Annotated in this window: 17 protein-coding genes and 1 pseudogene; 7 read left to right on the plus strand and 11 right to left on the minus strand. The window is 65.5% G+C overall.

What is annotated here, in order from left to right; translation table 11 throughout:
• Positions 1-84: 84 nt before the first annotated feature.
• Complete coding sequence (locus ACYG97_RS03890) at positions 85-1,032, minus strand: LysR family transcriptional regulator (RefSeq protein WP_023733964.1); 948 nt, start codon at positions 1,030-1,032, stop codon at positions 85-87.
• A gap of 106 nt (positions 1,033-1,138) precedes the next feature.
• On the opposite strand from ACYG97_RS03890, the gene ACYG97_RS03895 reads away from it, so the two are divergent.
• Entirely contained in the window at positions 1,139-2,149 is a 1,011-nt protein-coding gene (locus ACYG97_RS03895) for a zinc-dependent alcohol dehydrogenase family protein (RefSeq protein WP_023733965.1), read from the plus strand.
• Between the two features lie 184 nt (positions 2,150-2,333).
• On the opposite strand, the pseudogene ACYG97_RS03900 reads toward ACYG97_RS03895, so the two are convergent.
• From ACYG97_RS03900 to ACYG97_RS03910, 3 genes and pseudogenes are all read right to left on the minus strand, one after another.
• Positions 2,334-4,719, minus strand: a pseudogene (locus tag ACYG97_RS03900) (xanthine dehydrogenase family protein molybdopterin-binding subunit).
• Positions 4,716-5,699: an FAD binding domain-containing protein gene (locus ACYG97_RS03905; protein ID WP_023733966.1), complete on the minus strand. Its 984-nt coding sequence runs from the start codon at positions 5,697-5,699 to the stop codon at positions 4,716-4,718. Before ACYG97_RS03905 ends, ACYG97_RS03900 begins: the two are co-directional and overlap by 4 nt.
• On the minus strand, positions 5,696-6,175 hold the full coding sequence (locus ACYG97_RS03910) for a (2Fe-2S)-binding protein (RefSeq protein WP_023733967.1): 480 nt from the start codon (positions 6,173-6,175) through the stop codon (positions 5,696-5,698). The genes ACYG97_RS03905 and ACYG97_RS03910 overlap by 4 nt, the downstream gene beginning before the upstream one ends.
• Before the next feature lie 434 nt (positions 6,176-6,609).
• On the opposite strand from ACYG97_RS03910, the gene ACYG97_RS03915 reads away from it, so the two are divergent.
• The gene (locus ACYG97_RS03915; RefSeq protein ID WP_023709407.1) at positions 6,610-7,227 is read left to right on the plus strand and encodes a TetR/AcrR family transcriptional regulator; all 618 of its coding nucleotides are present in this window, start codon (positions 6,610-6,612) and stop codon (positions 7,225-7,227) included.
• 9 nt (positions 7,228-7,236) lie between these two features.
• Here ACYG97_RS03915 and ACYG97_RS03920 read toward each other — a convergent pair whose 3' ends face one another.
• Positions 7,237-9,333 carry an alpha/beta fold hydrolase gene (locus tag ACYG97_RS03920; protein WP_033004015.1) on the minus strand — a complete coding sequence of 699 codons (2,097 nt, stop codon included), beginning with the start codon at positions 9,331-9,333 and terminating at the stop codon, positions 7,237-7,239.
• A gap of 134 nt (positions 9,334-9,467) precedes the next feature.
• Here ACYG97_RS03920 and ACYG97_RS03925 point away from each other — a divergent pair, with 134 nt between their 5' ends.
• The gene (locus ACYG97_RS03925; RefSeq protein ID WP_023733969.1) at positions 9,468-9,830 is read left to right on the plus strand and encodes a hypothetical protein; all 363 of its coding nucleotides are present in this window, start codon (positions 9,468-9,470) and stop codon (positions 9,828-9,830) included.
• A 24-nt stretch (positions 9,831-9,854) separates the two neighbouring features.
• Here ACYG97_RS03925 and ACYG97_RS03930 read toward each other — a convergent pair whose 3' ends face one another.
• From ACYG97_RS03930 to ACYG97_RS03940, 3 genes are all read right to left on the minus strand, one after another.
• Positions 9,855-10,160, minus strand: a complete 306-nt coding sequence (locus ACYG97_RS03930; RefSeq protein WP_023727043.1) for a hypothetical protein — start codon at positions 10,158-10,160, stop codon at positions 9,855-9,857.
• A 14-nt stretch (positions 10,161-10,174) separates the two neighbouring features.
• Entirely contained in the window at positions 10,175-12,724 is a 2,550-nt protein-coding gene (locus ACYG97_RS03935; RefSeq protein WP_023733970.1) for a caspase family protein, read from the minus strand.
• 242 nt (positions 12,725-12,966) lie between these two features.
• Positions 12,967-14,202, minus strand: a complete 1,236-nt coding sequence (locus ACYG97_RS03940; RefSeq protein ID WP_023733971.1) for an ROK family protein — start codon at positions 14,200-14,202, stop codon at positions 12,967-12,969.
• 166 nt (positions 14,203-14,368) lie between these two features.
• Here ACYG97_RS03940 and ACYG97_RS03945 point away from each other — a divergent pair, with 166 nt between their 5' ends.
• The 3 genes from ACYG97_RS03945 (at position 14,369) to ACYG97_RS03955 (ending at position 18,259) form a co-directional block, all read left to right on the plus strand.
• The gene (locus ACYG97_RS03945; RefSeq protein WP_023733972.1) at positions 14,369-15,025 is read left to right on the plus strand and encodes an SGNH/GDSL hydrolase family protein; all 657 of its coding nucleotides are present in this window, start codon (positions 14,369-14,371) and stop codon (positions 15,023-15,025) included.
• A 158-nt stretch (positions 15,026-15,183) separates the two neighbouring features.
• Entirely contained in the window at positions 15,184-16,329 is a 1,146-nt protein-coding gene (locus ACYG97_RS03950; RefSeq protein WP_032905967.1) for a sugar ABC transporter substrate-binding protein, read from the plus strand.
• Positions 16,330-16,438: 109 nt separating this feature from the next.
• Positions 16,439-18,259: an ATP-binding cassette domain-containing protein gene (locus tag ACYG97_RS03955; protein ID WP_198029703.1), complete on the plus strand. Its 1,821-nt coding sequence runs from the start codon at positions 16,439-16,441 to the stop codon at positions 18,257-18,259.
• 18 nt (positions 18,260-18,277) lie between these two features.
• On the opposite strand, the gene ACYG97_RS03960 is transcribed toward ACYG97_RS03955, so the two are convergent.
• The 3 genes from ACYG97_RS03960 to ACYG97_RS03970 form a co-directional block, all read right to left on the minus strand.
• Entirely contained in the window at positions 18,278-19,282 is a 1,005-nt protein-coding gene (locus ACYG97_RS03960) for a zinc-dependent alcohol dehydrogenase family protein (RefSeq protein ID WP_023733974.1), read from the minus strand.
• A gap of 48 nt (positions 19,283-19,330) precedes the next feature.
• On the minus strand, positions 19,331-19,603 hold the full coding sequence (locus ACYG97_RS03965; protein ID WP_023695475.1) for a hypothetical protein: 273 nt from the start codon (positions 19,601-19,603) through the stop codon (positions 19,331-19,333).
• Positions 19,604-19,689: 86 nt separating this feature from the next.
• Positions 19,690-20,442, minus strand: coding sequence for a DUF899 domain-containing protein (locus ACYG97_RS03970; RefSeq protein WP_023733975.1), 753 nt, complete (start codon positions 20,440-20,442; stop codon positions 19,690-19,692).
• 389 nt (positions 20,443-20,831) lie between these two features.
• Between ACYG97_RS03970 and ACYG97_RS03975 the strand changes: the two genes are divergently transcribed.
• Entirely contained in the window at positions 20,832-22,052 is a 1,221-nt protein-coding gene (locus ACYG97_RS03975; protein ID WP_023733976.1) for a hypothetical protein, read from the plus strand.
• The last annotated feature ends 6 nt before the right edge of the window (positions 22,053-22,058 follow it).

The raw sequence follows: 22,058 nt of genomic DNA on the forward strand, positions 1-22,058 counted from the left end.
AAGCTACATTCAACGAGATCATACAGGACAAAAGGCCTGGTGACAGCGGCATATGCCGTCTTAGCCCCCGGCGCGCCCCATTGATCAAGCCTTTGAGACCGGCCTCGACGTCCAGGGCGGCTCCGGCGCGAAGCGCTTGCCGATCCACTCGGCGAAGGCGCGTGTCTTGGCGGCTTGTCCCTTGGCCGAGGGCATGACGACATAGACCGCGCCTTCGTCGGCCAGCGTCCAGTCCGCCAGCACCGGCACCAGCCGTCCGTCGGCGAGTTCGCGTCCGACCAGCCAGTCGGTGCTCATCATCAGGCCGAGGCCCTGCACCGCGGCTTCGACCAGCACCTCTGCATCGTCGCACACCATCGGCCCCGAGACGTCGACGTTGACGCGGCGTCCCGAACTGTCGGTCATCTCCCAGGTTGGAAAGGTCTGGAAGCCGGAGAAGCCGAGGCAGGCGTGTTCTGTGAGCGCTTCCGGCGCTTCCGGCGTGCCCCGGCGGGCGAGGTAGGAGGGAGCAGCGCACAGCAACCGCCGCCGTGTCGCGATCTTGCGCGCCACCAGGCGCGAGTCCTCCAGCGCGCCGAGACGGACGGCGACATCGAAGTTCTCTGCAACGAGATCGACGAACCGGTTGGAGAACTCGGCCTCGATGCGGACATCCGGGAACGTCGCTAGAAATTGCGGCAGCAGCGGCCCGATCCACATACGGCCAAAGGTTCCCGGCATCGCCAGCCGCAGCAAGCCCCGCGGAGCCCCGCTGGCATGCGCGGAAGCAGCTGCCTCGGCTTCGTCTACCGAGGCCAGGATGGCGCGAACGCGTACCAGGAACTCCGCTCCCGCCTCCGTCAACGATACGCTGCGGGTCGTGCGGTGCAGCAGCCGCACGCCGAGCCGCTCCTCCAGCGATTGCAGGCGGCGTGACAGGATCGTCGGGTCGCGCCCGACGCGCAACGCTGCCTTGGTGAAGGAGCGCGCTTCGGTGATGGCCGCAAAGGCGGCCATTTCGGCAAGGCTGGCGGGGTCGTGTGATTGCTGCATGAAACACAGGACTCATATGTAAAGATTCCGGATTATCTGCTTGTAGCGCAGCAGATAGCTTCACTCAATCCTGACGATCGACCCCTTCAACCGGAATGCGTGAGCCATGAAAGCCATCGAACTGACCGCCGCCAAGCTGGACGCCTTTCGCGCCACCACCATTGCCACGCCTGAACCGCAGCGCGGCGAAGTGCTGATCCGCCAGCGCGCCGCGAGCCTGAATTTCGTCGATGTGGCGGTGGCCAGCGGCAATTATCGTGTGCCCGGCTTTCCGCTCATTCCCGTCGCCGACGGCGCCGGCGAGATCGTCGCGCTGGGGGAGGGCGTTACGGATTTCGCCGTCGGCGATCGCGTCGTTGCCCATGCCAAGCCGCGCTGGATCGGCGGTCCGCCCCGGCCTAACGAGATGACGCAGATGCGCGGAATTTCGCTGCCGGGGTCGCTCGCCGAATATGTCGCGCTGCCGGCCAACTCGCTCGTGCCGGTACCGGCTCGTCTCTCTTTCGAGGCGGCGTCGACCCTGCCGACCGCCGCGACCACCGCTTGGAACGCCGTCCGCGCCGCCGATGTCGGGCCGGGCTCGGTCGTCGTGCTGCTCGGCACCGGCGGCGTCTCCATCTTCACCCTTCAACTGGCGAAAGCCGCCGGCGCAACCGTCATCATCACTTCTTCGTCGGACGAGAAGCTGGAGCGGGCGAAGGCACTCGGCGCCGATCATCTCATCAACTACCGCGTGATGCCCGACTGGGACGGCAAGGTGCTGGAACTGACCGGCGGCCTCGGCGCCGACCTCGTCGTCGAGACCGCCGGCACCGCCACCTTCGCCCGCGCCGTCAACGCCACCGCGCCTGGCGGCACGCTGTTCACCATCGGTTTCGTCACCGGCGCCGAGGCCACGGTCGACCTGCTGCCGATCATCATCAAGGCGCTGAAGGTGGTCGGCAACAACACCGGGTCGGTATCTGACCTTCGCGCCGCCGTCCGCGCCATCGCCGCCGCCCGGATCGACCCGGTCGTCGACAAGGTGTTCAGCCAGGAGCAGGCGGCCGAAGCCTACGCGCACATGGCGGCAGGCGGGCAGCATTTCGGTAAGCTTGTGTTCAAGCTCGACTGGTAGCCGAGGCGGTCGAGCTGCCAATCTCCCCCCTTGAGGGGGAGATGCCCGGCAGGGCAGAAGGGGTCGGTCCGACTGGGCTCGACCTACTGCGGCGGAAGGAGGTTGGCGCTCTACGAGAGGCGACCCCCTCTGTCGCCTTCGGCGACATCTCCCCCTCAAGGGGGGAGATTACGCACGCCGCTTCCTAGATCAACTTCTCCAGCGTGATCGGCAAGTCCCGCACTCTTTTTCCCGTCGCATGGAACACCGCATTGGCGATCGCCGGCGCTACGCCGACGATGGCCAGTTCGCCGACACCCTTGCCGCCGAGCACAGAGGAGTGCAGGTCGGGAATGCCGACCGAGATGACCTCGATATCGCAGATGTCGGCATTGGTCGGCACCAGATAGTCGCCGAGATTGTTGTTGACGATGCGGCCATGCCTGCGGTCGACAATGCCTTCTTCGAGCAGCGCCTGGCCGATGCCCATGATGATGCCGCCCTTCCACTGGCTTTCGGCCAGCTTGGGGTTGTAGAGCCGGCCCGAATCCAGCGCCGATACCACGCGCGACACGCGCACCGTGCCGAAATCCTCGTCGACGCGCACCTCGATGAAATGCGCGCACCAGGAGTGGCGCGAATAGTCGCCCTCGGTGTGCGGCAGTGCCGCCGCGATGGTGGTGTAGTTCTTGTAGCGATCGGCGGCCGTCGAGTTCGCCGGCATGGTGTCGCCTGTCGGTGTGCGGCAGTGCCGCCGCGATGGTGGTGTAGTTCTTGTAGCGATCGGCGGCCGTCGAGTTCGCCGGCATGGTGTCGCCTGTGGCCTCGATGCGGTCGCGGCCGACGCTGGCCAGCAGGTCGGCGATCGAGACATCGGGACCATCGCCGCGCGGCGACCTGATGCGGCCATTGGCGACGACCAGCGTGTTCGCCTGCAGCGCGTGGAAGGGCGAGCGCGAATCGCTGATCGCCAGACCGACCAGCTGGTCGAGCGCCGATGTCGCCGCCTTGTAGACCGCGCCCGTCATCACGCCGGCCAGCCGCGACCCACCGGCTACGCCGGCGCGGGGATACCGGGAATCACCGAGCTTCACCACGACCTGGTCGGCCGCCACGCCGACCGTTTCGGCCGCCGTCTGCGCCAGGATCGTGTAGGTGCCCTGGCCCATGTCGATCGAGGAGCTTTCGACCTCGACCGAGCCGTTGGCAAGGATACGCACGATGGCCTCGCCGTAAGCGCGCCGTACCGGATAGGTGCCGGCGGCGACGCCCCAGCCGATCAGCTGGTTGCCATCGCGCATCGAACGCGGTTTGGGCGTGCGCTGGGCCCAGCCGAAGCGTTCGGCGCCAGCCGCGAAAGCCTCGCGCAACTGCCGCGTCGACCAAGCCTTTTTTGCGTGCGGATCCTGCTCGGCGTAATTCCTCAGCCGGATCTCCAGCGGATCGATGCCGACCTCGTAGGCGAGCTCGTCAATGGCGCTTTCGATGCCGAAGGCGCTAGGGTTTTCGCCCGGCGCGCGCATGGCGCCAGGCACCACCGAATTCACCCGCACGACATTCTGCTTCGAGGAGAAGTTGGGCGTCGCATACATGATCGAGGTGACCACGCCCAACGGCTCGACCCACATGCCGTCGATCGACGTTTCATTGACGCCGCGATGCACGATCGACTGGATTTTTCCGTCACGGTCGGCGCCGATCGTCACCGTCTGGCGGGTCGCGGCGCGGCCGCCATAGCCGGTAAAAGTCTGCGGCCGAGTCATGACCACCCTCACGGGCCGTCCCAGCATCTTGGCTGCGGCAGCCGCTACCGCGCCGTGGCCGAGCGCCAGCGCCTTGGAGCCGAAGCCGCCACCGATATAGGGCGAGACCAGCCGTACATTTTCGAACGGCACGCCGAACCATTCGGCATAGGTGCGGGCCATACCGTCGAGCCACTGGCTCGGTTCCCACACGGTCAGCCGGTCGCCCTCCCAGCGGGCGATGAGGCCATGCGGCTCCATCGGCGCCTGGTATTCGCGCGGCGTGTTATAGGCGCCGCAGACGCGCACCGGGGCAGCGGCGAAAGCGGCCTGCGCATCGCCCCATTCCTTGGTCATGGCGGCGATCGGAATGCCGTCGCCCGCCTTGGCGTCGCTGAGGTCGACGATGGCCGGCGTCTCGTCATAGCTGACCTTGACCAGGGCTGCGGCCGCAACGGCCTGCTCGAAGGTCTCCGCGATGACCGCGGCGACATGCTGGCCCGAAAAGGTGATATCGCGCGCCAGCGGGCAGTAGGGCTTGTCCGGCGGCGGTGTGCCGAACCAGTCCGATGCAGTCTTCAGCGGCATGATGGTGTCCGGCGTCAGCACCTTGAGCACACCAGGTGCCGCCTCGGCGGCTGACGTGTCGATCGAGCGCACCTTGCCTGACGCGATCGTGCTTTCGACCAGAACGCCGTAGGTTAGCCCGTCGAGCTGCTGCTCGACGGCGTATTTTGCCGCACCGGTAATCTTGGCCGGGCCGTCGACGCGCGACAGCCGCCCGCCAACCTGATCGGCAGTGCCGTCCGAAGCGTCGCCGTGCCGTGCCCTCGGGTCGTGAATGGTCATGCCATGGCTCCCGTCTTGAGGATGGCGCGGGCGACGACGCGCGGCGCCAGTTCGATCTTGTAGTGGTTGGCGCCGTGGCCGATGGCCCCTTCCACGGCGAGCAAGCTGGCCGCCCGCACCCTGTCTTCGCTGAGCACCTTGCCCTTCAACGCCGCTTCCACGGCGTGCGCCCGCCACGGCTTCGTCGCGACGCCGCCCAGCGCGACGCGCAGGTCGCGAATGGTGCGGCCATCGGCTTCGAAGTCGATGCCGACCGCGGCGCTTGCAGCGGCGAACTCATAGGACTGCCGGTCGCGAACCTTGAGATAGGTCGACCGACGGGCGGCGGCTGAAGCCGGGATGCTGATGGCCGTGATCATCTCGCCCGGTTGGATGGCATGTTCCCTGTCGGGCGTGGCGCCGGGCAGGAGAAAGAAGTCGTCGACGGCAACCTGGCGTTCGCCAAGATGAACCACGGCGTCGAAGGCGACAAGCGCGGTGGTGAGATCACCGGGATACATGGCGATGCAGGCGTCGCTGGTGCCGAGCACGGCATGGCCGCGGGTGACGCCGCCGATCGCCGAGCAGCCGCTGCCGGGCGAGCGCTTGTTGCAGGCGGAAAAACTCGCGGGATCGCGGAAATAGGGGCAGCGCGTGCGCTGCATCAGATTGCCGCCGATGGTCGCCATGTTGCGCAGTTGCGCGGAAGCCGCCTGCCACAGCGCTTCGGAGACCGCGGGAAAGCGGGTCTTGATCTCGGCATTGTCGGCGACGAGGCTCATCTTGGCCAGCGCGCCGATCATGGCACTGTCAGCGTCGACCTTGATGGCGTCGAGCCCTTTGAGATGGGTGATGTCGACCAGGCTGTCGGGTTCGGCCACGCCGCATTTGGCGAGATCGACCAGCGTCGTACCGCCGGCAAGCAGCATGGCCCCGGGCAGGGCGGCAGCTTGGCGTGCGGCATCGATGCTATCGGCGCGAACGTAGGAAAAATCCCTCATGACGCCACCTCCAGTGCCGCCTGGCGTACGGCGGCAACGATGTGCGGATAGGCGCCGCAGCGGCACAGATTGCCGGCCATGTATTCGCGGATCTCGTCATCCGAGCCGGCATGGCCCTCGCGGATGCACGCCACCGCCGACATGATCTGTCCCGGCGTGCAGTAACCGCACTGGAAAGCATCCTGGTCGAGGAAAGCAGCCTGAACTGCGTTGAGCGTGCCGTCGTCGCCGGCCAATCCTTCGATGGTGGTGATCTCGCGGCCTTCGGCTTGAGCTGCAAGCGTCAGGCAGGCGAGCATGCGCTGTCCCTCGACATGCACCGTGCAGGCGCCGCACTGGCCCTGGTCGCAACCCTTCTTGGTGCCGGTCAGGTCGAGGCGATCACGCAACGTATCGAGCAGCGTGACGCGCGGCTCGATCTGCAGTTCATGGTCGTGCCCGTTGATGATGAGATGGATGGTGGTCAGGCTGGTCATGGGCGTCTGGCTCCAGTTGCTTGACGCCAGGGGAATGAAATGGCGTCCGGGTAGGAGAGGGCAAGGGCGGTGCGCCTAATCTCCCCCCTTGTGGGGGAGATGCCCGGCAGGGCAGAGGGGGGCGCGAAGGAATGCGACGTTCCCGATTTACATGCGTCGAAATAGACCTTTCCAAGCGGGTGTTGGTCGGCGGGACAGCGCTCCCTCTGTCCTGCCGGACATCTCCCCCACGAGTGGGGAGATTGGCAGCTCTGCCGCCCCAACTCTCCAGCGGGCAGGGGATGCTTCAGTCTTCACAATCTCAACACGTGACATACCGGCTCCCCTGATTATATGATAAGACTGCTCCACTAATACGGAGGCGCCTCCGTTTATCTAGTTGGGGGCTTACCCCTTTGGGTTCAAGCCCCCATATATCGACAGTGGAGAAAAAATTGACCGAGCAGTCGCAAGCAATTGCCGACGAGAAGCGCGAAGCCGCAGCGCCAAGGCCGCTGCGCGCCGATGCGCAGCGCAACCGCGACCGGCTGGTCGAGGTTGCGGCAGCGGCCTTTGCCGAGCACGGTGTCGATGCCTCGCTGGAGGAGATCGCGCGCCAGGCCGGCGTCGGCATCGGCACGCTCTACCGGCATTTCCCAACCCGCGAGCATCTGGTCGAAGTGGTCTACCGGCGTGAAGTCGAGGCGCTCTGTGCGGCGGCCGATGACCTCGCCAGCCACCATTCGGCCGACATGGCGCTGGAACAGTGGATGCAGCGCTTCGTCGACTACATCGCCACCAAGCGCGGCCTGGCGGCCAGCCTGCGCATCCTGTTCAACACCAATTCCGCCGTGTTCTCCGACATGTCGGGCCGGGTGTCGCTGGCCTTGCGGCAACTGGTCGAGGCGGCGGTGGCCGAAGGCTCGATCCGCAGCGACGTCGACGCCTCCGATGTGCTGCACGCACTCGGCGGCATCTACTCGGCCCCCGACACCAAGGACTGGCGCGACCGCTCGCGCCGGCTGGTCAAGCTGCTGATGGACGGGCTGCGGTTCGGGGCAGGGAAGAGGTGACCTAGCGGCTCAAGCCGAACCATCGACCGCATAGAACGGAAACGCGCCGGGCAGCCCGCTTGCCGCCATTTCGCCACGCTCCTCGAACCGCAGGCCGGAGCCGACCACGAGATCGCGCACCGTCCTTGATGCGATGATTTCGCCCGGCCGCGCATGGTCAAGCAGACGCGATGACAGTTCGATCGCCGCGCCTGAAAATTGATGGCCCCGCTGCTCGCACTCGCCGATATGCACCGCCGAGCGGACCTCGATACCGGATTGCCGCAAGCGATCGCGGATGGCGATCGCGCACTGGATCGACCGCGTTGGCCGCTGGAACACCGCGAGCACCTTGCCGTCCGATCGGCTGATCTCTCTGCCTTCGGCCGCGAGGAGTTCGCCACGGAGCGCTTCGGCGTGCCGCTCGGCCGGGTCGATGCCGAAAGGCGAGCCCGTCATATCGAGGGACAGCACCGACACAAGCAGCCGTTCGCCTGGGGCCGCCGGCAAGGCGCCGGTGACGAAAGCCTGGATCTCGTCGACGATCCGATCGGAATTCTCGCCCCAGATGACGTGGTCGCGGCCGGCGAACTCAATGTATCGGGCGCCCTCGATGTGCGTCGCCAGGTAACGTCCTTCTTCCCGCTTCACCCAGCCGTCGCCAGTCGTCTGCATGATCAGTGTCGGAACATGGACAGCAGGCAGAATGTCGCGAACATCGATTTCGGCTCCCCAGCGCCACAGGGCGATCGCGTCGGCGGGCGAGGCAGAATTCCTGAGATAGGCGGCGAACCATTCTGTCTCGAACGTGTCGCTCATCAGACTGGGCGCCGCGTTGCTCATATCCGCCGCCGCTCCCCATTCTTTCTCGACGATCGCCAGATCCTCTTCCACCTGCTCGCTTGTCTTCGCCCACGGATAGTCTTGTGACCACCTGCCGCGGGCGTAGGCCCCATTGAGCACGAGTGCCGCTGTGCGCTCGGGATAGGTCGCCGCGAACAGCATGCACATCGGGCCGCCCTCGGAGCTGCCGAAAAGCACCGTGCGCTTCGAGCCAACCGCATCCAGCACTGCCCGCACATCTTCCATCCGCTCTTCCAGGGTCGGCAGACCGACATTGCGGTCCGAGAGCCCGGTGCCGCGCTTGTCCATGCGGATTAGGCGCGAGAAAGTGCCGAGCCGCCGGTGCACATGCGAAAGCCGCGGCGAGCCCCAGGCGTGGTCGAGGTTGGAGACCCATCCCGGCACATGGATCAGGTCGACCGGACCGTCGCCGGTCACCTGATACGCGATGTTGATCCCGGCCGATTTGACATAGTGGGTCGGGGGGGCTGCGAGTTCGTGGCTGAAGCCGGTAGCGTCATCCGCATCGGTCGTGGGTGGCCGTGCCGGCGCCATTGTGCGGCGTGTGCGCAGCGTCTCAAACAATTGCCGCGTCTCCGGCTCCGGCTGCAGCTTGAGATCGCGTAGAAGCGCGGTGCGGCAGTGCTCATATTGCTTCAGCGCGAGATTGGTCCTGCCTTGCGCCGCATAGGCGCGCATCAGGGCACGGTGGACATCCTCCCTCAACGGGTCCATGGCCAGCAGGCGCGCCGCCGCGCGCACGCATGCGGCAGGATCGTTCGTCGCTGCATAATGCGCGACGAGCCTGTCGAGCGCCGCGACGGCCAATGCCCGCAGCCGCTCGCGTTCGATCCTCAGCCAGTCCTCGAATGGCTCCTCCTTCAGGCCGAAGCCGTCGAGCAGGTCGCCGCGGTAGACATTGAGCGCCAGTTCGAGGTCTTCGGGTGCCGGGCTGGCGACCAGCGCCTCGAACCGCGCGACGTCGAAATCAAGGCCGTCGAGATGCAGAGCGACGCTGTTGCCATCGGTGAGGAAGCGGCCGCCGCCGCACGTCTGCATGGCCTTCCTGACAGACGATACCGCTTGCCGCAGGCTCATTCGCGCCTGCGCCTCGCTGTTGATGCCCCAGAGCAGGGTCGCCAGCTTCTCGCGCGACTGCGAATGCCCCGACTGCAGCGCGAGATAGGCGACCATCGCACGCGCCTTGCGGCTGATGGCTGGAACCGTGGCCCCGACGCCGGCAAAGTCGAAACCACCCAGCAGGTGAAGATAAGGTCCGGTCATCGGATCCGCCACGGTCACAGCGCGACGACGATCCGCTCAAGCTCGGTCCATTTCAACACTTATTCCGCCGCCGAGGCGCTTTTCACGATTCCATCACGCAGGTTCCCACGCGTTGCTCACGGCGCTTGAGGAGATTGTTCGCACTGGATCTGTTTTCGCAGGAGGATACCGTGCATCACCCTAGCCCGACCGAGTGGCCCATCTGGCATGACGACCCCGGGCGCGACCGGCAGGAGCTTGGCGCACCATCGCGTCACGATGTTGCGCTGGCCCGCTATCTCGAAACACAACAGGCCCATCGGGCATTGGCGGCTCGCAGACTCGATCCGGCGGCGGTCGTGGCCTCTGCACTGGCAGCGTTCGTCCGCTGCCTTTTCCGTGCAGCGCTGCGCCGAATTGTCCGCTGGCCAACCGATGCCGCGACAGGGATGGACGATTTCGGCTTGACGTTGTCCAAGGCTCATGCGGATCTTAGCAAGACCCTTTGGGGCCGCTGAGTGCAGCGCCCTTGGTCGACGATCTCATCCCCAACCGCCGCCGCCGCCGCCAGCCCCACCGCCTCCGCCGCTACCGCCGAGAGCGGGAATGACGGGCGGCTTTTGCGGGATCTCCTCGGCCGGCTTGATCACTTTGCCGGTGGCCGCCTTCTTGAATCTGACCACCTTTGGCTGGGGTGCTGCGCGAACCACCTTGCGATGTTTCACCGGCGATGCCGGCTCAAACATCGGCGACACCGAGGTGCAGCCCATGAGCCCGGCCAGAACGCCGGATAGAATTATCCCGATGAATGCCTGCCCGAATGTCTGCTTGAATGCCTTGCCCACCATGGCCTCCTTATTGTTCAGAACAAATCCCGACGCGGATTGGCTTCTTCCCAGACCCCCCGGGCCGCATTGACCAGTTGCGTGTCCAGCGAACCGGACGCGGGAATCTTCGACTTGAGCTCTCGACGCAGGGCGTCCAAAGCTGCCGTTTTCGGCTTGGTGCCGAACTGCGCCAGGCCCTTTTTGGCGTCCGGCAGCTCCTTGCGCAGATCGAGCGCGACGGCGAATGCCAGGAAGCGCACCGCGACAGCCTGATCGGCCTTGTCGCCTTTCGCCATTTCAAGCGCCGCGCGATCATAGGCGCTCGACGGATCGCCGCGCGTGGTCGCCAGTTCGAACAGCCTTTGCGCTTCCGCCGGGTCCTGACGCACACCGGCGCCATCCCTGTACATGCGGGCGAGGCTGCCCGGAGCGTAGGGCTGGCCAAGATCGGTGGCCTGCTGGAACAGCGCCTGCGCCGTCTTCGGATCCTTGTCGATGCCCTGGCCGGCGAGGTAATTGCGGCCGAGCAGGTTCATCGAATACATGTCCTGGCGCTGCACCCCCGCTTGCAGGAAGGCGACGGCGCGGGCCGGATCGGCAGGCACGCCATTGCGGCCCTCGGTGAAGATGGCGGCAAGATCGTTCATGGCATAGGTGTGCCCCATGGCCGCCGCCTTGAGCAGCAGGTCGAGGCCCTTGGCCGTATCGCGGTTGACGCCATAACCATTGAACAGCGCGCGTCCCCACGAGGTCATGCCGTAAGGATCGCCCTTGTCGGCGGCAGCCTTGTAGAGAGCGTTGGCCTGGGTGCGGTCTATGGTCGTTCCGGTTCCGGTTGCGTTGAGATAGCCGAGTTCGAAGACGGCGCGCACATGGCCTTTCTTGGCGGCGTCCTCGATGGCTGTCCTGGCCTCTCTAACCTGGCCTGCCGCAAGCAGGGCGCGGCCGAGCTCGTAGTGGAAGCGGGCGACGTCTGGATAGGTTTTCACGGCCGCCTCGCAGGCTGCCACCGCACCGGCGCCGATCTCGTTCGGCAGCAGGCCGGGCACCACCCCTTGCAGGTCGAGAGGCTCGCCGGCGGCGGTATCGCAGGCATCGACCGTCGGCGACAGCTTCATCGTCGCCGGCTTGGCCGAGCTGCTGTCGGCCCGGATTTCGAAGCCGACCTCGACCGGCGCGCCGGCGCCGATCTGCGGCTCGTAACGGAGATGGTCGACTTCACCGGCCAGAAGGCTGGATTGCGGCGACAAGGTTCGATCAGGCAATGACAGCGTTCCCGTTGCCGGATACCCCGTGACCTTCAGGCTGACCGCCGGATCGTCGGTGGGGAAATCCAGATTGAGCGCGACCGGGCCGACGCCGACGGGAATATCAAGCTTGCGGTTCTCGATCGCTTCGGCAGCCCCGGTGATGTGGATGCCGCGATCCAGCACCTGCTGCTTCTGCTCGGCCTCGAGAGAAGCCATGATCTGCTGACCCGCCGCACCTTCGCCGCTCTTGACGCGGAACACGAGTATGCCCTGGCTCCCGCCGCCCCAATTGTCATGCGTGGCATAGGCCAGCATATCCACCTCGTCCTGCGTGGCGGCGCCTTTGGGGACATCCATTTGCAGGCGCGGCAGGTCCTTGCCGGCGATCGGTTCGCCCACCGCGACGTCTTTGCCGTCCAGCACCAGACGGCCCATTGCCGGCGGACGTTCGATGCTGACGCTGATAGCGCCGCCATCGACATCGACCGGCTCCGGCAGGCCGAGAGCGACAGGACCGACCCCCGAGAGCACTACCTTCTCCAGCACTGGCGGCAGCGAAGGCCGGTTGTTGCGGCGCACCAGCACCACGTCATCGATCAGCGAGGAATTTTCCCAGGGCACCTGCATGCCGTTGGTGGCCTGCACGACATCGCGGCGCACCGCCGACATGACCGTGCGGATCTCCTGGTTCGGCGCCAGCGCGCGCCGCGAAAAGGCCGATGAAAACGGGCTGAGGTCGCCGCTGCCGTCATAGGCGACCGCGCCTGGTTCGGTGGCGAAGGCAATCAGCGTGTTGAGCGAGCTTCGCACCTGCGCCAGCCCGGTATTGCCGGCGGTGACAAGCTGGTCGCGCAGCCAGTAATTGTTGCGCGGGAAGGGGTTGTTGCGGCAGGCATCGAGGATGATCACCTGGATCTTCGACTTCGAGCGCAACTGCTCCAGCACGTCGTTGAGCTTGATGGCCTGGACCTCGATATCGGCCGCCTTCTTCAACGAGGCGTCGACCGGTATCAGGAAATTCTCGCCACCGATCTGAAAGCCGTGCCCGGAATAGTAGACGACGGCGAGATCGGCGCCGTCGGCGGCGGCCAGATAGTCCCGGAACTGGCCTTCGAACTGCTGCTTGGTGAGATTCTCGGCGACGAAAACCTCGAAGCCCGCCAGCCGGAACGTGGCCGATACGTCCTGGGCATCCTTGGCCGGGTTCTTCAGCGCCGGAATGTTGCGGTATTCGGAATTGCCGATGACAAGCGCGACCCTTCGATCGGCGCAGGCCTCGAAGCTTGTGAGGCCGGCAAGGATGAAGGCCGCGATGAATCCGCAAAGTCGGAGCATGACAAAACTCCTGGTCGCGGCCTGACGCCGACGAGAACACCGCTTGCGGCATCAAGGTCCGTTGAGAGTATGCAACCTGCCACAGCATAAAGTGAAAGGCCCGTCACCGCCAGACCAGGGCAGGCGATTTCTTTCGGCGTCGACCGACCGCAGGGTGCAAGTAGCACGCGCTTCACGAGCAGGTATGTGACAAGTCTCACAGTTCGCTGTTTGGGGAATGCCTGGTGCCGGCGGCTGCGCGCCTATTCCTTGAAGAGCAGTTCCTTGTCGTTCGAATATTTCACCAGCAACGGAATGCTGGCGCCGCCGATAACGGGGCCGAGATGGCCAAACGTCCCCTCGATGACGGAGAACGGCTCGGGGCGATCGACAAGGATCCGTGCCAGCTTTCTGCGCATGGCCTTGGCGATCTCCTTGCGCACGCCATTCGGTATGGCGCCGTCGATCACCACATTGTCGATGTCGAGCAAGGCAACGGCACTGCGGGCGGCATAGGCAAGCCCGTCCGAAACCTCATCGATCCACGCGGTGAGCGGCTCTCCAAGGCCGCCCCAGTCGTCGGGCGACGACCAGATGCGGCCGGCGCCCTCATCCCCATTGTCCTGGTCGTTGAGCTTGCCGGCCAGCGAATGCAGCGAAGCGACGCGCAGCAACGGGGTCATCCGGTCGCCCTTGCGCCCCGGCGCGGGCACCGGCATGTCGCCCAGCGCCCCGGCCAGCTTGTTGCGGCCGGGGAACAAGTGATGATCGAGCACCAGGCCGCCGCCGATGAAGTGCCCGACATAGGCATAGAGAAAGTCGGCGCGCGATCCGCCGGCGCCAAACATCAGTTCGGCCGCGGCCGACACCGTGGCGTCGTTGTAGAGGAACACCGGCCAGTCGAACGCCCGGTCCAGTTCGGCGCGAATGTCGATTTCCCTCCAGGCATCCAGCCTGCTCGCCGGCACCGCGCCCTCTTCGCTCAGGTTCCACTGATGGAATGGCGAGGCGATGCCAAGACCCGCGATGCGGTCTTGCTCTATCGATCTGTGCTTGCGGCACATGCGCGCGATGGCGCCCTTGGCGAATTTCATCACCTCGACGGGCGTCGGATAGTCGAACAGTGTGCGTTCGAACGCCATCACGTTGCCGACGAAATTGACCAGGGCGACATCGGCGCTGCGATGGTCGACCTTGAGGCCGAAGGCGTACGCGGCTTTCGGGTTCAACGCATAGGGAACCGAGGGTTGCCCCAGCCGTCCGCGCAAAGGCTCCAGGCGCAGCAGCAGCTTGTTGTCGGCGGCGCGGTTGACGATGGTGGTGATGGTTTGCGCGGCCAGCCCGGTCAGCCGCGTCAAATCGGTCTTGGCCAGCTGGCCGTGCCGGCGGATCAGCGAGACGATCAGGCGTTCGTTGTAGACGCGGCTCTCGGCCTGCGTGGTTCCGCCGCTGCGGCCCTCGGCGATCTTTTCGAGACTGAAGAAGCTGGTGCCGGTCACGCTTTCCCCTGCGCAAGGAGGTTGGCCGCAAGGCGAGCCGATCAAAGCGCTGACGTAGCAATGCGGGCACGGCAAGGCAACACTTAAATCCACCCGATGGAAAAATGTAGTTGACGCCGGCCAGCCTGCTGGCGTTCAAAGTATGCAAGCCTGGAGGAGCAATGCCGTGACGCAGACCCGGACCATCATGTGCTTTGGCGATTCCAATACCTATGGCGCCATTCCCACCCTGGCCCGCGTCGGACGGCGCCGCTTCACGCCCGACCGGCGCTGGCCGGGCATCATGCGCCGCCAGCTCGGCAGCGGATGGGATGTGATCGAAGAAGGGCAGGGCGGGCGCACCACCGTGCACGACGATCCGATCGAAGGTCTCCACAAGAACGGGCTCAAATCGCTCCCGGTGTGCCTGGAAACGCATATGCCGCTCGACCTCGTCATCCTTATGCTCGGCACCAACGATCTCAAGCATAGGTTCTCGGTAACCCCGAACGACGTCGCTGATTCCATTGAGATTTTGGCCAGAATTGTCCTGCGCAGCGAAGCTGGCGCCGCGGGCGTGGCGCCCGCGGTCCTGATAGTAGCGCCGCCGCCGATGCTGGAGGTCGACTGGTTCGGCCAGATGTTCCTGGGCGGCGCCGCAAAGTCGATGCACTTTGCCGGCCTGTTCCGCGATGCGGCCCGGCGCGCCGGCGCCGCCTTCTTCAACGCCGGCGACGTCGTCGAATCGAGCGCGGTAGACGGCATTCACCTCGACAGCGACGCGCATCGCGTGCTCGGCACGGAATTGGCCAAAGCCGTCCAGTCGCTGATCGCCAAGGCGTGATCGCGTGGGCGAGCCACCCGACTATCTCTGATTAATTAATTCCACTGGAAAAACTTTTGACTTGCAAGCGGGAAGGTGGGTATCTGGGGAGACTGGGAAGAGTAGCGACCGCGAGGCTTACGAAGCGCGGCAACAATCAACGACAGGGAGGAAGTAAAATGCGATCTGACAGGAACATGATGCTGGCGACGCTGCTCGGCGTTGCCGCTGTGCTCGCGGGCGGTACCATTCTGGCAAGCGCGCAGGACGGCCCGGCCGGGCTCACCAAGCCGGCGGTATTTGCGCCGTTCGATCCGAAGGCGCCGGCCTGCAGCCCACCGCCCGGCCTGAACAAGGTGCTGGCCTTCGCGCAGGATAACGAGCGTGAATTCATGCAGGGCGTCGACCGCGGCCTGGCCGCCGCCGCCAAGGATCGCGGGCTGGAATATCGCCGCGCGCTTGCCAACAATGACGCCGCCAAGGGGGTCGAGCAGGTGCAATTGTTTCTCGCCTCCAAGATCGGCGGTCTGGTGGCGGCGCCCGTGGACCCGGCCTCGATGAGCCGCAGCCTGCAGGAGCTTATCTGGTCGGGCGCCTATGTCGGCACCATCGTGCCGCCGCCAGCCACGTCGCTGCTCAATGCGCCGCAATACGAGACCGGCAAGGTGCTGGCCGAAGCGGCCGCAGCCTACATAAAGGACAAGCTCGGCGGCAAGGCCAATGTCGTCATCCTGTCGCATGACAGCATGGAATTCCTGGCGCCGCGCTTTGCCGCCATGCGCGACATCTTCAAGGCAATGCCCGGTGTCACCATCGTCGCCGACATCTCACCCAATCCCGTCAACAAGGAAGGCGGCTTTGCCACGATGAGCACCATTCTCCAGGCCCATCCCGACGTCGATGTCGTGCTCGGCGCCGACACGGTCGTGCTCGGCGCGCTGGCTGCCCTGGAAGCGGCGGGCAAGGCGCGGCCGGACCAGTTCCTTGGCGGCATCGACGGCGAACCGGAGGCAGTCGCCGCGATCAAGAAAGGCGGCGGTCCCTACAAGGCAAGCATCAGCCTGGCGTCGCCGGTCTTCGCTTATGCCATGGGCCAGCACGCCGCCGACTGGCTGGAGGGCAAGAGCATCCCGCAGGCGATGGATATCCTCCCCGTGGCGCTGACCAGCGACTACATGGCCCAATACGAGGCCGACGTGGCCGATCCGGCCGCGGTCTACAAGGACCCGAAGCGCCGCGACATCTATCTCAGGATGTACGGCAACATCTGCTACGATACGCGCGACCAGTATGTGAATTTCCCCTGGTCATCCGAGGCAAAGTAGCGCCCAATGTGTTGCGCCGGCCGGATCCAGCCGTGGCTGGCCGGCCGGTTCTGATCCTTGAGTCCGGTTGGGCATGATGACAGACAATGTTCGATCCGAGCGGCTGCCGATGCAAGCAGCCTCATCCCTGCTGCCCGGCACCAAGCCGCCCGGCGAGGCCTCGGGCCGCGTCGGCCTTGCCCTGGTTGCGCTGGGGTTGATCGTCGCCTTCTCGCTGTTGAACAAATCGTTCTTCAGCCTCGACAATTTCGTCGTCATCGGCGTCAACTCGACCTCGATCCTGATTGCCGTGCTCGGCACCTCCGCGCTGCTGATCGCCGGCTATGTCGACCTCTCCATCGGCAGCATGGTCGCCTTGATCGGCATCATCACTGCCAAGGTTGCAGTGGCGACGCAGAGCACGCTGCTGGCGATCTGTGTCGGCCTGGGTCTGGGCCTTTTGCTCGGTCTGCTCAACGGTCTGCTGGTGCGCAGGCTGAGCATCTCGCCGTTGATCGTCACGCTGGCGATGCTGGCGCTCTATGGCGGCCTTGCCTTCGTCGTCTCCAGCACCGCGGTCTATGGTTTTCCCGAGGCTCTGCTCGAATTGGGGCGGGGCAAGATCTTCGGCATCCAGTACACCGTGGTGATCGCCGCGCTGGTCTTTGTCGCCGGAGCCTTTGTCCTGACCAGCACGGTCACGGGACTAAGAATCTATGCCATCGGCGGCGACCCACGCGCGGCCGAACTCTGCGGCATTCCTGTGGGACGCACGGTGGTTGGCCTCTACGCCGCCAATGGCTTGCTGATCGGTTTGGTCTCGGTTCTGATCGCCGGTCGTCTCGGCAGCATCACGCCGACCATCGGCGTTCGCTTCGAGCTCGACGTGCTCACCGCCGCGATCCTTGGCGGCGTCGCTTTTTCCGGCGGCTCCGGACGGCCGCTCGGCATCGCCATCGGCGTTGCCACCATCGGCATCCTCAATGCAGGACTGATCTTCGTCGGCCTGCAATCATGGTGGCAATCCATTTCGGTGGGAAGCATGCTGTTGCTGGCGTTGGTGGCCGATCAGGCTGCGATCGGTTTTCGCGGCCGGCGCGCTCGGGCGGCCGCGACCAACTTCACGGTGGCGGACAATGGTGCCGTCGCCTCGGCCGGCCCTGCCGTGACGGCGGGCAATGCAGAAGCCCCGCAAGGTCCGGCATTCTCGATTGCCGGCGCCCGCAAATCCTACGGCGCGCTGACGGCCGTGGAAGAGGCGAGCTTCACGGTCGGCAAAGGCGAGATCGTCTGTCTGCTCGGCGACAATGGCGCCGGCAAGTCGACGCTGGTGAAGATTATTTCGGGCGCCATCCAGCCCGATGCCGGCGCGATGACCCTTGAGAGCCAGCCGATTTCCTTCAGGAGCCCGCAGGATGCACGCGGCGCCGGCCTGGAGACGGTCTACCAGGATTTGGCGCTCTGCCCAAACCTCAGCGTCGCCCACAACATGATCCTCGGGCGTGAGGAAACGCGGCGTTGGCTCGGTGTCTTCCCGGTTCGCGACGACCGAAAGGCCGCCGAGCAGTGTTGTGCCCGGCTTGCCGCGCTGGGCGTCACGCTTCGCGACGAAAACGTTCTGGTGCGCTCGCTGTCGGGCGGCCAGCGGCAGTCCATCGCCATTGCCCGCGCGCTTGCCGATCACGTCAAGCTGATCTGCCTCGACGAGCCCACCGCCGCGCTCGGCGTCAAGCAGACCGCGCAGGTCGTCAAGCTGATCCGTTCGATCGCCGCCAGCGGCACCGGCGTCATCCTGGTCACGCACGACCTGTCGACGGTCAGGGCGCTGGCCGACAGGATCGTCGTGCTCAGCCTCGGCAGGGTGGCTTACGACGGCTCGGCCAGACAGCTGACCGCCGATCAGCTCTGGGGCCTGATGGCAAGCGGGACGCTGGCGCCGGCCGCTGGGTAGGAATGCCGATCGCAGGATCTAAAGCTCGAGGCAGACCTTGCCGAAATGCCTTTGCGCTTCGTAGTGCCTGAAGGCGGCGGCGATATCCTGCAGTGGAAAGCTGCTGTCGATGACGGGCTTCAGGCGGTTGACCTCTATGGCACGGATCATGTCCTGCTGGTCGGCTTTGCTGCCGATGGAAATTCCGCTGATGCGGATCTGGTTCGAAAACAGCGCCGGGATCGAAACTTCTGCAGCAAAGCCGGTCAGGACGCCGATGAGTGCGATATGCCCGCCTGTCCGGCAGGCCGTTATCGACTGCGCCAGCGTCGCCGGTCCGCCGACCTCGATCACATGATCGACGCCGCGTCCGTCCGTCAGTTCCCTGGCCCTGCCGCCCCACTGCGGCACCGCCTTGTAGTTGATGACGCTCTCGGCCCCGAGCCGTCTGAGCTTCTCCAGCTTCTCTTCATCGGACGACGTGGCGATGACCCTTGCGCCGGCGGCCTTGGCAAATTGCAGCGCAAACAATGACACGCTGCCGGTGCCAAGGATCAGCACGGTGTCGCCGGGCTTTACCTTGCCGCATGTCACCAGGCCGCGCCAGGCCGTGACGCCCGTGCAGGTCAGCGTTGCCGCCTCGAGATGCGTATAGCCCGCCGGCGCCCTGGTGAAGGCCTGCGCCGGCATGCACACATACTCGCTGGCGAAGCCGTCGAAACTGTCTCCGGGAATGTCGCGGCTTGTATCGGATCTCATGTCGCCGGCCAGCCACCAGGGGTAGAAAACACTGACGACGCTGTCGCCCGGCTTGAACGTGTCGACGCCGTCGCCGATGGCGATCACCTCGCCGGCGCCATCCGACAGCGGCACGCGGCCGTCGGCGAGCGGCACCTTGCCTTGTACGGCGAAATCGTCGCGCATGTTCAGCGCGCAGGCGCGAATCCTGACCAGCATTTCGCCCGGCCCAGGCCGGGGCTGATCCTCCTCGACCAGGTCGAGCTTGTCCAACCCGCCCGGCGCTCTCAGCCTGACCAGCTTCATTGTCTCTCTCCGACGTAAAGAGCGGTAGAATGGCGGCGGCGGTCCAGCCTATCGCCGGACCGGCCGGCCGGAAATCACGCGCAGCCAGGGCGCCAGATGGACGGCGCTCATCAAGAGATACATCACCGGCATGCCGGTGAGCGGGGAGGCATCGGCCCCCAGGCACGACATGACGCCGTCGCCAGCGTGAATGCAGGTGAGCAGCGCCATCACGGCGAAAACAGGGGCCGCGGCGAGGCATAGCCACTCGGCGGTGCGGAGAGAAACTGCATCGGAGCGTTGAGGGACCTCACTGCCGGTGCCTGTGCCGATATCGCTCATGGTCATAATCCCTTGATGATCAATGCCCGGGTTTCCTGTCCCGTGAGGGACAGGAAACCAAGCTGGATGGGCGCCGCTCCAGGTCCTTACTTGCCGTCCTTGTTGCGGAACGCGGCTTCGCCGGCCGCCGACACTTCCTCCCACGTCTTGTCGGGTGCGGCGTCGTAATTGTCGTGCCAGTTCCACCAGCTGTAGAGCTCGGTCTGCGGATAGCCTTCGGGCGAATCCTCCCAGATTTCCTGGCGGCCGAGCGGCGTTGCGTCGAGGTAGCTCCAGACCGTGCCCATCTGCTCGTCGCCGCGGTTGTTGATGAAGTAGGTGCGATACACTTTCTTGCCGTCCTGGATGAACACGTTGTGGCCGTGCCATTCGTCGACGCCGAAATCCTTGTCGAAACTGTCGGTGATTGTGTACCAGGGCATCTCCCAACCCATCCGCCGCTTCAAGTTGACAATGTCGGCCTGCGGCGCGCGCGAGGCATAGGCAAGGGTGGTGTTGCGGGCGTTCAGATGGGCGAGATGGCCGACCTGGTCGGCGCCGAGCGAACAGCCGCGGCAGGCATGTTCGGGCCAGCCGTGGACGCCGGGTTCGTAGAAGGCGCGGTAGACGATCAACTGCCGCCGGCCCTCGAACAAATCGAGCAGGCTCGCTTTGCCGTTGGGACCTTCAAACACATAGGCCTTGTCTACTTCCATCCATGGCATGCGCCGGCGCTCGGCCGACAGCGCGTCCCTGGCGCGCATCGTTGCCTTTTCCTTCACCAGCATCTTTTCGCGCTCGGCTTCCCATTCCTGCCTTGAAACGACCGGTGGGGTCTTCATTGCCACGTGCTTGGTCATTGCTTGTTTCCTTTGCCAGTTGTTGAGCCGTTGTGGCTTGTCGTTGACTGTTGATCGTGAGGCAGGCTAGGGCCGCGAGGCGGCGAGGGCGGAGTTACAAATGTGACGGCATTTGCAGGCGGGCCACCGCAGCAGGGGTGGCGAGGCCGCACGGTGGGCTCGAAGTCCTCGGAAGCAGGCATGGTCGGATTTTCCCTATTGAGAAGCTTAATACGACTGTCTGAGATGCTCAGGCTAGCGAATGCGAATATTGCCGTCAACGCAGGCCTGGGCGTCTTCAACCAGTCCAGATGGCTAGGTCGCCGTCCGCGGCTTGCTGCTTGGCGGTGGTGACTTAAGTTAGGGCCGGTAAGGGGAGCGGTGGGAGTTACAAATGTGACGGGATTTGCATGGACTCGCTGATCACCGCGGCAGGGCTGGCGCTGGCGGCGGGCAATCCGCTGGCGGCACTCGACCGCGTCGCCTTGCGCGAGGATGCCCCGGCGCTGGCGTTGCGCGGCATTGCCATGGCGCAGCTCGGCGATTTCGATCGCGCCAAAGTACTGTTGCGTAGGGCCGGCCGTGCCTTCGGTCCAAAGGAGGCGGTGGCGCGCGCCAGATGCGTTGTCGCCGAAGCCGAGATCGCGCTTGTTTCGCGTGATCTCGGCTGGCCATCCAAGGCGCTCGACGCGGCGCGGTCGACATTGGAAAAGCATGGCGACCGGCTGAACGCGGCGCATGCCGGGCATCTCAAGGTGCGCCGCCTGCTTCTGATCGGCCGCCTCGACGAGGCTGAAGACGTGCTGGTTGGGCTCGATCCGTCGCCGCTTCCGCCGGCCTCACGCGCTGCGCATGAACTCGCGGTTGCCGGCATCGCCATGCGGCGCCTGAAGACGAAGGCCGCGCGCGCAGCCCTTGAGTGGGCGCGCTATGCCGCCCGCCGGGCCGGCATTCCGGGTCTCATGGCGGAGGTCGACAGCGCCTTCCTGGCACTGGAGACGCCGGCGGCGCGGCTGATCGCAGGCGGCGAGGAGCGCCCGCTGCTGCTCAAGGAGGTCGAGGCACTGCAGGCGTCGCCGGCCTTGGTCGTCGATACGTTCCGCTATATCGTGCACGAGCAGGAAACAACGATATCCCTGGCAACGCGCCCGGTGCTGTTTGCGCTGGCGCGCGCGCTTGCCGAAGCCTGGCCGGCGGATGTGCCGAGGGCGACGCTGATTGCCCGCGCCTTTGGCGGCCGGCATGCCGATGAATCGCATCGCGCCAGGCTGCGGGTCGAGATCGGCCGCCTGCGCGCCGAATTGCGCCCGCTGGCCGGCATCGGCGCGACCAGCCAGGGCTTTGCGCTAAAGCCGCGCGAAGCAGGCTCCGTGGCGGTGCTGGCGCGGCCGATCGAGGAGCGGCACGCCGCGGTGCTGGCCTTCCTGGCTGATGGTGAATCCTGGGCCAGCTCGGCGTTGGCGCTGGCGCTGGGCGCCGGACAGCGCAGCGTACAGCGGGCGCTCGAGCAGTTGGCCGAGACCGGCAAAGTGCAGTCCTTCGGCCACGGCCGGGCGCGGCGCTGGATGACGCCACCGGTCGCTGGTTTCACGACCACCTTGTTACTCCCGTCGCCGCTGCCGAACGGCTAGGAAAGG

This window comes from Mesorhizobium sp. W067, assembly GCF_054719525.1.

Bases quoted from the DNA above. Each gene is read 5' to 3' on its own strand.
- ACYG97_RS03960 (WP_023733974.1), bottom strand. From the start codon at position 19,282: ATGAAGCTGGTCAGGCTGAGAGCGCCGGGCGGGTTGGACAAGCTCGAC.
- ACYG97_RS03970 (WP_023733975.1), bottom strand. From the start codon at position 20,442: ATGACCAAGCACGTGGCAATGAAGACCCCACCGGTCGTTTCAAGGCAG.
- ACYG97_RS03950 (WP_032905967.1), top strand. From the start codon at position 15,184: ATGCGATCTGACAGGAACATGATGCTGGCGACGCTGCTCGGCGTTGCC.
- ACYG97_RS03965 (WP_023695475.1), bottom strand. From the start codon at position 19,603: ATGAGCGATATCGGCACAGGCACCGGCAGTGAGGTCCCTCAACGCTCC.
- ACYG97_RS03955 (WP_198029703.1), top strand. From the start codon at position 16,439: ATGCAAGCAGCCTCATCCCTGCTGCCCGGCACCAAGCCGCCCGGCGAG.
- ACYG97_RS03935 (WP_023733970.1), bottom strand. From the start codon at position 12,724: ATGCTCCGACTTTGCGGATTCATCGCGGCCTTCATCCTTGCCGGCCTC.
- ACYG97_RS03905 (WP_023733966.1), bottom strand. From the start codon at position 5,699: ATGAGGGATTTTTCCTACGTTCGCGCCGATAGCATCGATGCCGCACGC.
- ACYG97_RS03895 (WP_023733965.1), top strand. From the start codon at position 1,139: ATGAAAGCCATCGAACTGACCGCCGCCAAGCTGGACGCCTTTCGCGCC.
- ACYG97_RS03975 (WP_023733976.1), top strand. From the start codon at position 20,832: ATGGACTCGCTGATCACCGCGGCAGGGCTGGCGCTGGCGGCGGGCAAT.
- ACYG97_RS03920 (WP_033004015.1), bottom strand. From the start codon at position 9,333: ATGACCGGACCTTATCTTCACCTGCTGGGTGGTTTCGACTTTGCCGGC.
- ACYG97_RS03910 (WP_023733967.1), bottom strand. From the start codon at position 6,175: ATGACCAGCCTGACCACCATCCATCTCATCATCAACGGGCACGACCAT.
- ACYG97_RS03930 (WP_023727043.1), bottom strand. From the start codon at position 10,160: ATGGTGGGCAAGGCATTCAAGCAGACATTCGGGCAGGCATTCATCGGG.
- ACYG97_RS03890 (WP_023733964.1), bottom strand. From the start codon at position 1,032: ATGCAGCAATCACACGACCCCGCCAGCCTTGCCGAAATGGCCGCCTTT.